This is a genomic window from Pseudomonas sp. JL2 (assembly GCF_031570495.1).
Classification (GTDB): domain Bacteria; phylum Pseudomonadota; class Gammaproteobacteria; order Pseudomonadales; family Pseudomonadaceae; genus Aquipseudomonas; species Aquipseudomonas rhizophila.
The window spans coordinates 235,549-249,556 of the sequence record NZ_JAKUDH010000002.1 but is presented as its reverse complement, the minus strand read 5'-3'; the positions used below and the strand labels follow the sequence as shown (position 1 = coordinate 249,556).

The following is a 14,008-nucleotide window of genomic DNA, read 5'->3' as shown; positions in this document are numbered from 1 at the left end:
CGCGGATTTGAATACTTTTGCCAGGGGAGCCCGCTGACATGGAGCGTCTGACACGCATTTTGGCCGCGCTGACCCGTTGGGGCCTGGGCCTGTGCGCGCTGCTGTTGGTGCTGGTGGCACTGTATGTCAGCCTCGGGCGAGAACTGGCTCCGCTGGTGGCCGAATACCGCGCCGAGGTCCAGACCCGCGCCAGCGAAGCGTTGGGCATCCCCGTGCATATCGGCAGCCTGGACGGTAGCTGGAGCGCCCTGGCCCCCATCCTGCTGGCCCACGACGTGATGGTCGGCGAGGGCGCCAATACCTTGCATCTGGATCAGGTGCGGGCCGTGCCGGACTTGTGGGGCAGCCTGGTGGCGCGTCAGGTGCGCATTGCTCACCTGGAACTCAGCGGCCTGAAGATCAGCCTCAAGGAAGGCGCCGACGGCAAGTGGGCCCTGGAGGGGCTGCCGGTGCAGGACGATCAGCCCCTGGATCCCCAGCAACTGCTCGAGCGCATGCAGATGATCTCGAAGCTGTCGGTGCTCGACAGTCAGGTGACCTTGCAGCCGCTGGAACAACCGCCGCTGACCCTGACCTATGTTGGCCTGAGCCTGCGCACCGGTGTTGCCCGTCAGCGTCTGGATGCTCGACTGACCCTGCCTGACGGCCAACCCGTCGCGATCAACCTGCGCACCCGTATCCGCGCCAGCGACTGGAAGAACGGCCAGGCTGATGTCTACCTGAGTCTGCCGCAAAGCGATTGGTCCAAATGGCTGCCGGAACGCCTGACTCGACAATGGCATTTTTCCCGGATCAAGGCTGGCGCAGAGTTCTGGCTGAGCTGGGGGGCGGGCACCGTGCAAAGCGCGGCCATTCGACTGAACGCGCCGGACATCCAGGGCGCCTATGCCGAGCGCAAGCCGGTGCAGATCCATAACCTGGCGCTCAACGGGTATTTCCAGCGCAGCGACCAGGGATTCAGCGCAACCTTCGATTCCCTGGCAATGAGCCTGGGCGAAACCCGTTGGGAATCGCGCCTGCAGTTGCAACAGAACAACGCCACCGAAAAAACCGAAGAACTCTGGCACGTGCAGGCTGATCGCCTCGACCTCACGCCGCTGACGCCGTTGCTCCATGCCCTGGCGCCGTTGCCCGAAGGTGTTGCCACGGCAATCGACCGGCTCAAGTTCACGGGCGGCCTGCGCAACGTGCTGCTGGACTACCGCCCGCAGAACAGCGGTGATCAGAAAGTCAGCTTCGCCACCAACCTGGACACCGTAGGCTTTGATGCCTATCGCGGTGCCCCGGCGGCGCGCAACGTGTCCGGGAGCCTGAGCGGCGACCTGGGCGGCGGTGAGCTGCGCATGGACAGCAAAGATTTTTCCCTGCACCTGGACCCGATCTTCGCCAAGCCCTGGCAATACTTGCAGGCTAACGCCCGGCTGACCTGGAAACTGGACAAGCAGGGTTTCACGCTGATTGCGCCGTACCTGAAGGTACTGGGGGAGGAGGGCCGGATTGCCGGTGACTTCCTGATTCGCCTGCATTTCGACCACAGCCAGGAAGACTACATGGACCTGCGGGTCGGCCTGGTGGATGGCGACGGTCGCTATACCGCCAAGTATCTGCCTGCTGTCCTGAGTCCTGCGCTGGATGAGTGGCTGCGCACGGCAATCGTCAAGGGCGCGGTGGATCAGGGTTTTTTCCAGTATCAAGGTTCGCTGAACCAGGGCGCTGAAGACGCGGCTCGCAGCATCAGCCTGTTTTTCAAGGTGCATGATGCCGAGCTGGCCTTCCAGCCGGGTTGGCCTTCGGTGAGCAAGGTCAGCGGTGATGTTTTCGTCGAAGACAGCGGCGTGCGTATCTTTGCAAGTCAAGGGCAGTTGCTGGACACCCAGGTCAGGAATGTTTCGGTGAACATCCCCCATGTGCCCAGCGGCCAGAATTCCCATCTGCTGTTGGACGGCGAGTTCGCCGGAGGCTTGGGTGACGGCTTGAAGATCCTGCAGACGGCGCCGATCGGTACGGCGCAGACGTTCGCCGGCTGGGAAGGCGAGGGCGACCTGCTGGGCAGTGTGAAGCTGGATATTCCTTTGGCGAAAGGCGAGCAACCGAAGATTCTGGTGGACTTCAAGACCGACAAGGCCCGGCTCAAGCTCAGCGAGCCGGTGCTGGAGCTGACGCAGCTCAAGGGCGATTTCCGCTTCGACAGCAACAAAGGACTGAGCGGCAAGAATATCGCGGCCCGAGCGTTCGACCGGCCCGTGACCGCGCAGATTTTTGCCGAAGGCCGTGCCGGTGAACTGACTACGCGGGTGGCCGCCTCCGGACAGGTGGAGGTCAAGAAACTCACTGACTGGCTGAAGGTTACACAACCATTGCCGGTGACTGGCGTGGTGCCGTATCAGTTGCAGGTGATCCTCGACGGTGCCGACAGCCAACTGTCGGTCAGTTCCAGTCTCAAGGGCGTGGCCGTGGATCTGCCCGCGCCCTTCGGGTTGGCGCCCGATGCCGGGCGTGACACGGTGTTTCGCATGACCTTGCAAGGCGCGGAGCGCCGTTACTGGGTGGATTATGGCGACCTGGCCAGCTTCACCTACGCGGCGCCGAATGGACAGGTTGCAGACGGTCGCGGTGAACTCTTGCTCGGTAACGGTGATGCGATTCTGCCGGGCGGCAAGGGCCTGCGCCTGCGCGGGACGCTGTCGCAGATGGATGTGAGTCCGTGGCAGGAGCTGGTGGGCAAGTATGCGGGGCAGGATCCGGGCGGTAGCGCCAAACAACTGCTTAGCAGCGTCGATCTGAACATCGGCAAGCTCACCGCCATGGGCACGACCCTGGACCGGGCTTCGGTGCAACTGGACCGCAAGCCTGACGCCTGGGCTTTGCGACTTGCCAGCGAGCAGGCCAAGGGCACCGCCAGTCTGCCGGACGCGAAGGCCGCACCGATCGGTATCAAGCTTGACTACATTCGCCTGCCGGCCGCCGACCCGACGGTCCAGACCGACGAAAACGCGCCGGACCCGCTGGCCTCGGTCGATCCCCGCAACATTCCGGCCATGGATATTGTCATTGACCAGTTGTTCCAGGGGCCCGACCTCATTGGTGCCTGGTCGTTGAAGGTGCGTCCGACAGGCAAGGGCATTGCCTTGAACAACCTGGATATGGGCCTCAAGGGCATGGTCTTGAGCGGCAATGGTGGCTGGGAAGGCGTCCCCGGCTCCACCAGCAGTTGGTACAAAGGCCGCATTGGTGGCAAGAACCTGGCCGATGTGCTCAAGGGCTGGGGCTATGCGCCGAGCGTGACCAGCGAGAAATTCCGCCTGGACGTCGATGGTCGCTGGCCTGGCTCGCCAGCGTGGGTCGCCACGAAGCGCTTCTCCGGGAGTCTGGATGCGTCGCTGAGCAAGGGCCAGTTCGTCGAGTTGGAAGGCGGCGCCCAGGCGCTGCGGGTATTTGGCTTGCTGAACTTCAACTCCATCGGCCGCCGATTGCGCCTGGACTTCTCTGACCTGTTCGGCAAAGGCTTGAGTTACGATCGGGTCAAGGGGTTGCTGGTGGCGAGCGACGGTGTCTACGTGACCCGTGAACCCATCACCCTGACGGGACCGTCGAGCAACCTGGAGCTCAACGGCACACTGGACATGGTGGCCGATCGGGTCGACGCCAAGTTGCAGGTGACGCTGCCGGTGACCAACAACCTGCCGATTGCAGCGCTGATTGTCGGCGCGCCAGCGGTGGGTGGGGCGCTGTTTCTGATCGACAAATTGATTGGCGACCGTGTGGCGCGCTTTGCCAGCGTAAGATACGACGTCAAGGGGCCGTGGAAAGAGCCGAAGATTACCTTCGACAAGCCGTTCTGACAGGCGATGACATCCCCCTTGTGGGGGCGAGCCTGTGGGAGCACAGCTTGCTCGCGATTGCGGTGTATCAGCCAGCCTATATGTTGGATGTACCTGCCTCATCGCGAGCAAGCTTTGCTCCCACAGCCGCCTCGGGCGAGGATAAAAAAGAGGGAAGCACCATGCCAGTGGCAGTGATTCAGATGGTCAGTCAAAGCGATGTGCTCGCCAATCTGGCCCGCGCCCGTGTGCTGCTGGAACAGGCTGCCGCTGGCGGCGCAAGGCTGGCGGTGCTGCCTGAAAACTTCGCGGCCATGGGTCGGCGGGATGTGGCGGACATCGGTCGTGCCGAGGCCTTTGGTCAGGGACCGATCCTGCCCTGGTTGAAACAGACCGCCCGTGACCTCAAGTTATGGATTGTGGCCGGCACGTTGCCGTTGCCGCCGATGGAACAACCGGACGCCAGGGTGCATGCCTGTTCGTTGCTGATCGATGATCAGGGCCAGATTGTCGCGCGCTACGACAAGCTGCACCTGTTCGATGTGGACGTGGCAGACAATCGCGGTCGTTATCGCGAGTCTGATGACTATGCTTATGGCTACAACGTGGTAGTGGCCGATACACCTGTAGGGCGGGTTGGTCTGACGGTTTGTTATGACTTGCGTTTCCCGGAACTCTATAGCGAGCTGCGCGCCGCCGGGGCTGAATTGATCACCGCGCCTTCGGCGTTTACCGCAGTGACTGGCGCTGCCCATTGGGAGGTGTTGATTCGCGCCCGGGCTATCGAGACCCAGTGTTATGTGCTGGCAGCCGCTCAGGGTGGGCTGCATCCAGGGCCACGGGAAACCTTTGGCCATGCAGCGATAGTCGATCCGTGGGGCCGTGTGCTGGCGCAACAGGATCAAGGCGAGGCTGTTTTGCTGGCCGAGCGCGACAGCAGCGAACAGGCGTCCATCCGGGCGCGTATGCCGGTGGCTAGCCATCGGCGCTTTTTCTCGCAGGGCGCTCGACAGCGGCCTGTCCAAGACGACGAATTCAAGGCGTAGAACATATGAGCGGGTTGTTATCCTCAGTCAGTGAACACCTTTTAGCCCCCGGTGGCGTCACCCTCGAAAGCCTGCAAGGGGTGCTGGGCGACCTGGCCGGCCCGGGCATCGATGCAGCCGACCTGTATTTCCAAGGGATGATCTCCGAGTCCTGGTCGCTGGAAGACGGCATCGTCAAGGAGGGCAGTTTCAACCTTGACCAGGGCGTGGGTGTGCGTGCCCAGTCCGGGGAAAAAACCGGCTTTGCCTACAGTAACGCCATCACCCTTGAAGCACTGGGCGCCGCAGCCCGTGCCGCTCGTTCGATTTCCCGGGCCGGGCAGAACGGCAAGGTACAGGCCTTCAGCAGCCAGGACGTGACGCAGTTGTATGCGCCGGACAACCCGCTGGAAGTCATGAGCCGCGCCGAAAAGGTCGAGCTGCTCAAGCGCATCGACGTCGCCACTCGCGCCCTTGATCCACGCATCCAGCAAGTATCGGTGAGCATGGCCGGGGTCTGGGAGCGAATCCTGGTGGCGTCCACCGACGGCGGTCTGGCGGCGGACGTCCGGCCGCTGGTGCGTTTCAATGTCAGTGTGATCGTCGAGCAGAACGGTCGTCGCGAGCGCGGCGGCCATGGTGGCGGCGGACGCACCGATTACCGTTATTTCCTCAGCGAAGATCGCGCCATGGGTTACGCCCGCGAAGCGCTGCGCCAGGCCCTGGTCAATCTTGAAGCGATCCCGGCGCCGGCCGGCACATTGCCGGTGGTGCTGGGTTCTGGCTGGTCCGGTGTGCTGCTGCACGAAGCGGTGGGGCACGGTCTGGAAGGCGACTTCAACCGTAAAGGCAGTTCGGCCTACAGCGGCCGCATGGGCGAAATGGTTGCTTCGAAACTCTGCACCATCGTCGATGATGGCACCCTGGCCGGACGTCGCGGCTCCCTGAGTGTCGACGATGAAGGCACCCCGACCGAATGCACCACCCTGATCGAGAACGGCGTGCTCAAGGGCTATATGCAAGACAAGCTCAACGCCCGCCTGATGGGCGTGGCCCGTACCGGCAATGGTCGCCGCGAGTCTTACGCGCATCTGCCGATGCCGCGCATGACCAACACCTACATGCTGGGCGGTCAGAGCGATCCGGCGGAAATCATCGCTTCGGTGAAAAAGGGTATTTACTGCGCCAACCTCGGCGGCGGCCAGGTGGATATCACCAGCGGCAAATTCGTGTTTTCCACCAGTGAGGCTTACCTGATCGAAGACGGCAAGATCACTGCGCCGGTCAAGGGCGCGACCCTGATCGGCAACGGGCCGGAGGCGATGAGCAAGGTGTCGATGGTCGGTAACGATCTGGCGCTGGACAGTGGCGTGGGGACGTGCGGCAAGGATGGGCAGTCAGTACCGGTGGGTGTCGGTCAGCCGACCCTGAAGATTGATGCGATTACCGTGGGTGGCACGGGCGCATGATGGGAGCGCTGGGTGGAGTGCGAGGCCTCCACCCGCGGTCGTTACTCAGCGCAGGCCGCGTTGAGTTTCGTCCAGCTCACGAATGTATTTGAAGATTTTACGGCTCGAGGCCGGTGGCTTGTTTTGCGCCAACTCGTGCTGGGCCTGACGGATCAGGGAGCGCAGTTGCTGACGGTCAGCCTCCGGGTAGTCAATGACGAATTTTTCCAGTACGCCGTCATCGCCTGCGATCAGGCGATCGCGCCAGCGTTCCAGGTTATGGAAGCGTTCGTTGTACTGCCGGGTAGAGGCATCGAGTTGATCGAGCAGAACCAGGATGGCGTCAGTGTCCTGATCGCGCATCAGTTTGCCGATGAATTGCAGGTGCCGTTTACGCGCGATATTCGCGGTGTGCTTGGGCGCATCGGCCAGGGCCCGGCGCAAGGCGTCGGTCAGAGGCAGTTTGGCCAGCAAGTCAGGCTTGAGTGTTGTCAGGCGCTCGCCGAGGTCAACCAGAGCATGCAGCTCGCGTTTGACCTGGGATTTGCTTTTTTCACCCTCGTAGAGGGAGTCGTCGTAAGAATCAACCATGGTGGCAGTCCGCAAAGAAACGCCGCCATGATAACCAGTCGGGGGCCGCTTGTCCGGCCCGGTCGCACGAAGGCCTCAGGTTTGTACGCAAAGTCGCGAAGGCACTATTCGTACAAACCTGACCGAAAGCAGAATTTGAGTGGAGATACACCATGAGTGCAGTTCAGAGCGTCGGCCCGCAAGCATTGCCGGCACTGCAGGAACAAGTCGAGCAGATCCTTGCCGAAGCCAAGCGACAGGGCGCCAGTGCGTGTGAGGTGGCGGTCTCTCTGGAACAAGGTTTGTCGACATCGGTACGCCAGCGCGAGGTGGAGACCGTCGAATTCAATCGCGACCAGGGGTTTGGCATCACGTTGTATGCCGGCCAGCGCAAGGGCTCGGCCAGCACGTCGGCCAGTGGTCCTGACGCCATTCGCGAAACCGTTGCCGCTGCGCTGGCGATCGCCCAGCACACCTCCGAGGACGAAGCTTCGGGCCTGGCCGATGCTGCGCTGATGTGCAAGGAACTGCGAGACTTCGACCTGTTCCACGCCTGGGACATCACCCCGGAACAAGCCATCGAGCAGGCGTTGCGCTGTGAAGCGGCGGCTTTCGACGCCGACCCGCGAATCAAAAACGCCGACGGCACGACCCTCAATACCCATCAGGGCTGCCGTGTATACGGTAACAGCCACGGTTTTATCGGTGGTTATGCGTCGACCCGGCACAGCCTCAGTTGCGTCATGATCGCCGAAGCCAACGGCCAGATGCAGCGCGACTACTGGTATGACGTGAACCGTCAGGGCAATCGTCTGGCAGACCCGGTGAGTATTGGCCGCAAAGCCGCGCAGCGGGCGGCCAGCCGCTTGGGTGCGCGGCCGGTGCCGACCTGTGAAGTGCCGGTGCTGTTTGCCGCCGAACTGGCCGGCGGGTTGTTTGGCAGCTTTTTGTCGGCGGTCTCCGGCGGCAATTTGTATCGCAAATCATCGTTTCTCGAAGGGGCACTCGGCCAGAAACTGTTCCCGGAGTGGATGACCATCGATGAGCGTCCGCACCTGATGCAAGCCATGGGCAGCTCGGCCTTCGACGGCGATGGCCTGGCCACCTACGCCAAGCCATTCGTGGAGAATGGCGAACTGGTGTCCTATATTCTCGGCACCTATTCAGGTCGCAAGCTCGGCATGCCCAGCACCGCCAATGCCGGTGGCGTGCATAACCTGTTCGTGACCCATGGCGAAGAGGACCAGGCAGCCTTGCTGCGTCGCATGGGCCGTGGCCTGCTGGTGACGGAACTGATGGGTCATGGCCTGAACATGGTCACCGGGGACTATTCTCGCGGCGCGGCGGGGTTCTGGGTCGAGAACGGCGAGATTCAGTTTGCCGTCCAGGAAGTCACCATCGCCGGTAACATGCGCGATATGTTCAAGCAGATCCTGGCGGTGGGTAACGACCTGGAACTGCGCAGCAACATCCGCACCGGCTCGGTGTTGATCGAGCGAATGACGGTAGCGGGTAGCTGACCTTCAGCGCAGTAAAAAAGGCGCGTCATCCAAGTGGATGACGCGCCTTTTTATATTTAGAGGAACCTTGTGGCGAGGGGATAAATCCCCTCGCCACAATGAATCTGCTTCAGAGCTTAAGGCTATTCGCCTTCATCGAAGTAGTTGTTGATCAGCCCCACCAACGCATCCAGCGCCTCCTGCTCCTGTTCACCTTCGGTTCGCAGATGGATTTTGGTGCCTTGGCCGGCTGCCAGCATCATCATGGCCATGATGCTTTTGCCATTGATCATTTTCTCGGGGTCACGGCCCACGAGTATTTCGCAAGGAAACTGACCTGCCACACCGACGAACTTGGCTGACGCGCGGGCATGCAAGCCCAGCTTGTTGATGATTTCAATTTCCAGAGCGGGCATCGCGATGTGAATCCTTTAGCTGAGGTCGCGGTGGCGAACCTGGACGTTCTTCAGGGACTGTTGCAGGAGCTGACCCAATCGTTCGGTCAGGTAGACGGAGCGGTGATGACCACCGGTACAACCAATGGCAATCGTGACGTAGGCGCGGTTGCTCGCGGCAAAGCGCGGCAGCCATTTGAGCAGGTAGCTGGAGATGTCCTGGTACATTTCCTCGACATCCGGCTGGGCGGCCAGGTAGTCGATCACCGGCTGGTCGAGCCCCGATTGTTCGCGCAGCTCCGGTTTCCAATAAGGATTGGGCAGGCAGCGCACATCGAACACCAGGTCGGCGTCTACCGGCATTCCGCGCTTGAAACCGAACGACTCCACCAGAAATGCCGTACCCGGTTCCGGCTGGTTCAGCAGACGCAACTTGATGGTGTCGCGCAGTTGATACAGGTTCAGGTGGGTGGTATTGACCTTCAGGTCCGCCAAGTCGGCGATCGGCCCCAGCAGCTGACTCTCGTCATGAATGGCTTCGGCCAGGGAGCGGCTTGCGTTGCTCAGGGGATGACGCCGACGGGTTTCGGAGAAACGCTTGAGCAGCGTCTCCTCATCGGCATCCAGATACAGCACATCGCACTGGATGTGCCGATTGCGCACTTCCGCGAGCAGCTCCGGGAACCGCGACAGGTGGCTCGGCAGATTACGTGCATCGATGGAGACCGCCACCAGCGGTTGCGCCAGTTCGGTATGGATCAGGGCGCGCTCGGCCAGTTCCGGCAGCAGGCCGGCCGGCAGGTTGTCGATGCAGTAGTAGCCGCTGTCCTCAAGCACGTTAAGCGCCGTGCTTTTACCGGAGCCGGAGCGTCCGCTGACAATGATCATGCGCATGTTTAATGACCGTTCTGCTCGTCCAGGACAACCTGATACAAGGCTTCGTTGCTCGGCGCGCTGCGCAATTTCTCGCGCACTTCCTTGCGGTCCAGCATGCTGGCGATCTGGCGCAGCAGCTCAAGGTGCGCATCGGTCGCCGCTTCCGGTACCAGCAGTACAAACAGCAGGTCGACCGGTGCGCCGTCGATGGCGTCGAAATCTATGGGGGCTTCAAGGTGCAGCAGCGCACTGATCGGCGCTGTACAGGCCTTGAGGCGGCAATGGGGAATGGCGATACCGTTGCCAAAGCCGGTGGAGCCCAGTTTTTCACGGGCAAACAGGGCCTCGAAGACATCCTGCATTTCCAGATCCGGTACCTCTCGGTGGATCAGGTTGGCAATTTGTTCGAGGGCTTTCTTTTTACTGCCACCCGGCACGTTCACCTGGGAACGGCCGGGGGTCAGGATGGATTCTAGTCGGATCATGGATTAGGGGGGTTAACGACCGGTCGCGCCCTGGAGGAGGCTCTGGGTCTTTTCCTTATGCTTTTTGAGTTGGCGATCCAGCTTGTCGGTCAGCAGGTCAATCGCGGCATACATGTCTTCATGCGCAGCATTGGCAACCACCTCTCCGCCGGGGATATGCAACGTGGCTTCGATTTTCTGCAGCAGCTTCTCGACGTTCATCGTGACTTGCACGTTGGTGATCTTGTCGAAATGCCTCTCCAATCGTTCGAGTTTTTCGCCGATGTATTCGCGAAGAGGTTCGGTCACTTCCAGTTGGTGTCCACTGATGTTGACTTGCATACAGCTTCTCCTTCGTTGCCAGTGCATAAAGCGGCAGGCAGAAATGCCTGCCACTGGAACGCTGTGGCGTGGCCTGTTACATCAACCGCTTGCGTTCGCTCGAAGGTGCGATCCCGAGGGATTCACGGTATTTGGCGACGGTACGGCGGGCCACCTGAATGCCTTGTGCCTCCAGTAAACCAGCGATCTTGCTGTCACTCAACGGCTTTTTCTGATTTTCCGCGGCCACCAGTTTTTTGATGATCGCGCGGATGGCTGTGGACGAGCATTCACCGCCTTCGGAGGTGCTGACGTGGCTGGAGAAAAAGTATTTCAGTTCATATATGCCCCGGGGGGTATGCATGAATTTCTGGGTGGTCACCCGCGAAATCGTCGACTCGTGCATGCCCACTGCCTCGGCAATGTCGTGCAGGACCAACGGCTTCATGGCTTCGTCGCCGTACTCCAGGAAGCCGCGCTGATGCTCGACGATCTGGGTGGCTACTTTCATCAGGGTTTCGTTGCGGCTTTGCAGGCTCTTGATGAACCAGCGCGCTTCCTGCAACTGGTTGCGCATGAAGGTGTTGTCGGCGCTGGTGTCCGCGCGCTTTACGAAACCGGCGTACTGGGCGTTCACCCGCAGCTTGGGCACCGATTCCTGGTTCAGTTCCACCAGCCAGCGGTCGTTGTGCTTGCGCACGATCACGTCGGGAACCACGTATTCGGGTTCGGTGGACTCGATCTGTGAACCTGGGCGCGGGTTGAGGCTCTGGACCAGCTCGATCACCTGGCGCAGTTCATCTTCCTTGAGCTTCATGCGACGCATCAACTGGCTGTAGTCGCGACCGCCCAGCAAGTCGATGTAATCGGTGACCAGTCGCTTGGCTTCGGCCAGCCAAGGCGTCTTGGCGGGTAACTGACGCAGTTGCAACAGCAGACACTCGCCCAGGTTGCGAGCACCGATGCCGGCGGGTTCGAACTGCTGGATGCGGTGCAGGACGGCTTCGATTTCGTCCAGCTCAATGTCCAGCTCGGGGTCAAAGGCCTCGAGGATTTCTTCAAGCGTCTCGTCCAGGTAGCCCTGATTGTTGATGCAGTCGATCAGCGTCACGGCAATCAGACGATCGGTATCGGACATCGGCGCCAGGTTCAGTTGCCACAGCAAGTGGCTCTGCAGGCTTTCGCCGGTGGAGGTGCGGGTAGTGAAGTCCCACTCGTCGTCATCGCTGCTGGGCAGGCTGCTGGCGCTGGTCTGGTAGACGTCTTCCCAGGCAGTATCCACGGGCAGATCGTTGGGGATGCGTTCATTCCATTCGCCATCCTCAAGGTTATCCACCGTCGGGGCGGTTTCCTGATAGGACGGTTCCGGGATTTCGGTGTTGGTCTTTTGCTCGACGTTATCGGCCAGCGGATCGGTGTTGTCGAAGTCGTCGCCTTCTTCCTGGCGTTCGAGCATCGGATTGGACTCCAGGGCCTCCTGGATTTCCTGTTGCAGGTCCAGGGTCGACAATTGGAGCAGGCGGATGGCCTGTTGCAGCTGCGGTGTCATCGTCAGCTGCTGGCCCATTCTCAAGACTAGCGATGGTTTCATGGCTGGGGCTTAACACCTTATTCGCCGGCGCACATGCGCCATCCACTACAGGGCGCCGAAGCGCCAAACTTAAGCAAATTATATGCCTGAAACTGAAGTGTTTGCCTAGGGCGTCACGTAATAAAATTAGCGACGCCGAGGTGATTGACCAGACACTTTTCGCTTACAGGCGGAACTCATGGCCCAAATACACTTCCTTGACCAGTTCATTGGCCAGGATGGTCGCGGAGTCGCCTTCGGCAATCAACTGGCCATCATTGACGATATAGGCGGTTTCACAGATATCCAGCGTCTCGCGAACGTTGTGGTCGGTGATCAATACGCCGATGCCCTTGGCCTTGAGATGGTGGATGATCTGCTTGATGTCGCCGACCGAAATCGGGTCCACGCCAGCGAATGGTTCGTCCAGCAGGATGAATTTCGGTGCGGTGGCCAGGGCGCGAGCGATTTCCACGCGGCGCCGTTCGCCACCGGACAGGCTCATGCCCAGGTTGTCGCGGATGTGGCTGATGTGGAATTCCTGCAGCAGGCTTTCCAGTTCCTGGCGGCGACCGGCTTTGTCGAGTTCCTTGCGGGTCTCGAGGATCGCCATGATGTTGTCGGCAACCGACAGTTTACGGAAGATCGACGCTTCTTGCGGCAGATAGCCGATACCGGCCTTCGCCCGGCCATGCATCGGCTGGTGGCTGACGTCCAGGTCGTCGATCAGGACGCGGCCTTGATCGGCCTGAACCAGGCCGACGATCATGTAGAAGCAGGTGGTCTTGCCCGCGCCGTTGGGGCCGAGCAGGCCGACGATCTGGCCGCTGTCGATGGACAGGCTGACATCACGCACGACTTGGCGGCTCTTGTAGCTCTTGGCCAGGTGCTGAGCTTTCAGAGTTGCCATTACTGGGCCTTCTGCTCGTCGGTTTTCTTTTTCGGCTGGATGACCATGTCGATCCGTGGACGCTGCTCGGTGACCTTGCTGCCAGTGGCGCGACCGGCGCTGGCCAGCTTTTTGTTCGTGTCGTAGACGATTTTCTCGCCCTGGGTGGTGTTGCCGTCCTTGTCGATGACCTTGGCGCGATCGATCAGCACCACGCGGTCTTTGGCGGCGTGGTACTGAATGGTTACCCCGTAGCCTTGAACCGGCTTGGTGTCGCCCGCGGTTTGCATCTGCTCGAAGTAGGCCAGGTTGCCCACCGAGGTGACGACGTCGATGTCGCCGGACTGGGTGCGGGTGATGGTCACGGTGTTGCCGGTGACCTTCATCGAACCCTGGGTGATGATCACGTCACCTTTATAGGTGGCTACACCGTTCTTGTCGTCCAGTTGGGCGTCGTCGGCCTGGATGCGGATAGGCTGGTCGCGGTCGGTGGGGAGGGCCCAGGCGCTCGCGCTTCCCAGTGCTGCGCCCAGACTGAGCAAAATAGGGAGGGTTTTAGCGAGCTTCATACTGTCCTCTTACGTTCGATAGCAGGTGTATCCTGCTTTCCTTCAAATACGCTTTCATTCCCGTGCCGGTCGACACACCACCGGCGCCGTCGATTCTAACGGGTTGCTCGGTCTGCGCATATTCTCGCTGCGGGAAGACTGTCATACGACTGCTGGTAATGATGGTCGTACGGTTCTTCTCATCGGTCCGGGCGATGCGTACCGAATCAATCAGTTCCACTTCGGTGCCGTCGGGATTGACCTCGGCGCGTTCGCTCTGCACGTGCCACGGAAACTCGGTGCCCCTGAACATATTCAGGTCTGGCTTGGTGACCAGTGTGATTTCGCTGGCCTTGACGTGGTCGACTTTGTCGGACGTCATTTCATACTGCACTTTGCCATCGGGCAGGTATTGCAGGGTATGCGTGTTGGTCGCATACCAGTCGATATCATTTTCCTGGACCTTGACCGCAGGGCGGTCGAGGAAGCGTTCCGGGCTGATGTTCCAATACCCGACCGCCGCGAAAATCGCTGCGATGCAGCCGAACACCACGATGGTGCGAATTTTCTTGCTTAGCATAA

13 protein-coding genes are annotated in these 14,008 nt (G+C 60.7%); 4 read left to right on the top strand and 9 right to left on the bottom strand.

Annotation, left to right across the window (positions count from 1 at the left end; genetic code table 11):
• The first annotated feature begins 38 nt into the window (after window positions 1-38).
• The 3 genes from MKS85_RS05180 (at window position 39) to tldD (ending at window position 6,315) form a co-directional block, all read left to right on the top strand.
• Window positions 39-3,842, top strand: coding sequence for a YhdP family protein (locus tag MKS85_RS05180; protein WP_188250975.1), 3,804 nt, complete (start codon window positions 39-41; stop codon window positions 3,840-3,842).
• 161 nt (window positions 3,843-4,003) lie between these two features.
• Window positions 4,004-4,867, top strand: a complete 864-nt coding sequence (locus tag MKS85_RS05175; protein WP_047228675.1) for a carbon-nitrogen hydrolase family protein — start codon at window positions 4,004-4,006, stop codon at window positions 4,865-4,867.
• 5 nt (window positions 4,868-4,872) lie between these two features.
• On the top strand, window positions 4,873-6,315 hold the full coding sequence (tldD, locus tag MKS85_RS05170; protein ID WP_047228674.1) for a metalloprotease TldD: 1,443 nt from the start codon (window positions 4,873-4,875) through the stop codon (window positions 6,313-6,315).
• Window positions 6,316-6,360: 45 nt separating this feature from the next.
• On the opposite strand, the gene yjgA is transcribed toward tldD, so the two are convergent.
• On the bottom strand, window positions 6,361-6,885 hold the full coding sequence (gene yjgA, locus MKS85_RS05165; RefSeq protein ID WP_003197830.1) for a ribosome biogenesis factor YjgA: 525 nt from the start codon (window positions 6,883-6,885) through the stop codon (window positions 6,361-6,363).
• Window positions 6,886-7,037: 152 nt separating this feature from the next.
• Here yjgA and pmbA point away from each other — a divergent pair, with 152 nt between their 5' ends.
• A complete protein-coding gene (gene pmbA / locus MKS85_RS05160; protein WP_047228673.1) occupies window positions 7,038-8,384 on the top strand; it encodes a metalloprotease PmbA in 1,347 nt (448 codons plus the stop codon).
• Between the two features lie 122 nt (window positions 8,385-8,506).
• On the opposite strand, the gene MKS85_RS05155 is transcribed toward pmbA, so the two are convergent.
• The 8 genes from MKS85_RS05155 to lptC all read right to left on the bottom strand — a co-directional run bounded on the left by MKS85_RS05155 (window position 8,507) and on the right by lptC (window position 14,006).
• Entirely contained in the window at window positions 8,507-8,779 is a 273-nt protein-coding gene (locus MKS85_RS05155; protein ID WP_047228672.1) for an HPr family phosphocarrier protein, read from the bottom strand.
• Window positions 8,780-8,794: 15 nt separating this feature from the next.
• Window positions 8,795-9,652 carry an RNase adapter RapZ gene (rapZ, locus tag MKS85_RS05150; RefSeq protein WP_047228671.1) on the bottom strand — a complete coding sequence of 286 codons (858 nt, stop codon included), beginning with the start codon at window positions 9,650-9,652 and terminating at the stop codon, window positions 8,795-8,797.
• 2 nt (window positions 9,653-9,654) lie between these two features.
• Window positions 9,655-10,119 carry a PTS IIA-like nitrogen regulatory protein PtsN gene (gene ptsN, locus MKS85_RS05145; RefSeq protein ID WP_047228670.1) on the bottom strand — a complete coding sequence of 155 codons (465 nt, stop codon included), beginning with the start codon at window positions 10,117-10,119 and terminating at the stop codon, window positions 9,655-9,657.
• Between the two features lie 12 nt (window positions 10,120-10,131).
• Window positions 10,132-10,440, bottom strand: a complete 309-nt coding sequence (hpf, locus tag MKS85_RS05140) for a ribosome hibernation-promoting factor, HPF/YfiA family (protein WP_047228669.1) — start codon at window positions 10,438-10,440, stop codon at window positions 10,132-10,134.
• Window positions 10,441-10,516: 76 nt separating this feature from the next.
• Complete coding sequence (locus tag MKS85_RS05135; RefSeq protein WP_047228668.1) at window positions 10,517-12,010, bottom strand: RNA polymerase factor sigma-54; 1,494 nt, start codon at window positions 12,008-12,010, stop codon at window positions 10,517-10,519.
• Window positions 12,011-12,173: 163 nt separating this feature from the next.
• A complete protein-coding gene (gene lptB, locus MKS85_RS05130; protein ID WP_047228667.1) occupies window positions 12,174-12,899 on the bottom strand; it encodes an LPS export ABC transporter ATP-binding protein in 726 nt (241 codons plus the stop codon).
• Complete coding sequence (gene lptA, locus MKS85_RS05125) at window positions 12,899-13,447, bottom strand: lipopolysaccharide transport periplasmic protein LptA (RefSeq protein ID WP_047228666.1); 549 nt, start codon at window positions 13,445-13,447, stop codon at window positions 12,899-12,901. The genes lptB and lptA overlap by 1 nt, the downstream gene beginning before the upstream one ends.
• Entirely contained in the window at window positions 13,434-14,006 is a 573-nt protein-coding gene (gene lptC / locus MKS85_RS05120; RefSeq protein WP_047228665.1) for an LPS export ABC transporter periplasmic protein LptC, read from the bottom strand. The genes lptA and lptC overlap by 14 nt, the downstream gene beginning before the upstream one ends.
• Window positions 14,007-14,008 lie beyond the last annotated feature (2 nt).